The following is a 1,052-nucleotide window of genomic DNA, read 5'->3' as shown; positions in this document are numbered from 1 at the left end:
GGTTCATCACCAAAAGATGTACTTGCACCTGTCATGAAAGTATGTTAGCTGTTTCCAGCCGAACCCGCAGTGCAAAACGCTGGATATTTCGGTATCCGTATCCCCGACGTTTCATCAGCTTGATCTTGTTATTCGTTCCCTCCATCTTTCCATTCGAATAATGGGATAAAATGCACGATATCATTTCGTCTGTTCGTTTGACGAGTGATTTTGCGATGGCACGAACAACGGAACAAGGACAAAACAAATACCGATGAATCCAAGCCTTCAAGCGTCGTTTCGCCTGTTGCTCATCTTTGCTTTTGAACACATAGCGAACATGTTGGAGCGATTGGTAAACAGACTTTAAGTAATCGCTTTCATTACACCATTCTCGTATGATTTGACGTTCTTCCTCCGTCAATTTCTCTGGGCATTGGCTCAATAAACGGCAAACGTAACGAACATTTCCGTGTTTCTTGCCTCCTTTGCCCAAATATTTGCGACAACGTTCTAACGCATCGGTAAACAGCTGAATGACATGGAAATAGTCGACGACATGTGTCGCCTCTGGGCAAACCCGTTGAATCGCTTTTTTCATCGCTGGAGCCAAGTCACTCACGACATACTGAACGGAACGAGACACATGAGCCAATGCACGCCCAATGGCTTCCTCGTTCTTTCCTGCTTCCATGGCATACACTTCTCCCGTTTCGGCATCCATGATCGCCACTCCATAGTCGTGCCCTTTTCGAAAAGCAAACTCATCGACACAAACCGCCTTTGGTTGGACGTCATTCGATAGGAAGGAAGGGGCATGGGTATAAAACCATCGTTCAACGGTCGTGTAAGGAAGCTTGAGCATACGAGCCACCGCCTGAATGGATGTTCCGATGCAAGATTGCGCGACCCATCGCTGAAAAGCATCCGTCGCCACACTTCGAGGAGAGATGGCTGGATACGACGTGCTGAACGTCACGCCACACGTGCTACAACGTCTGCGCTCGACAGGAAGTTCGATCCAAAAAATTCCGATTCGCTGAGCATAGCCATGCATCCATTGCTTCTTTTTG

Annotated in this window: 1 protein-coding gene; it reads right to left on the bottom strand. The window is 47.5% G+C overall.

Features of this window, described 5'->3' with window-relative positions; all coding sequences use genetic code 11:
* Positions 1-31: 31 nt before the first annotated feature.
* A partial coding sequence (locus ETC02_RS16650) for an ISL3 family transposase (protein ID WP_171698449.1) occupies positions 32-1,052 on the bottom strand: 1,021 nt, incomplete at its 5' end.

This window comes from Geobacillus sp. DSP4a (assembly GCF_013096875.1).
GTDB classification, from domain to species: domain Bacteria; phylum Bacillota; class Bacilli; order Bacillales; family Anoxybacillaceae; genus Geobacillus; species Geobacillus thermophilus.
This window is presented reverse-complemented; position numbering and strand designations above follow the sequence as displayed.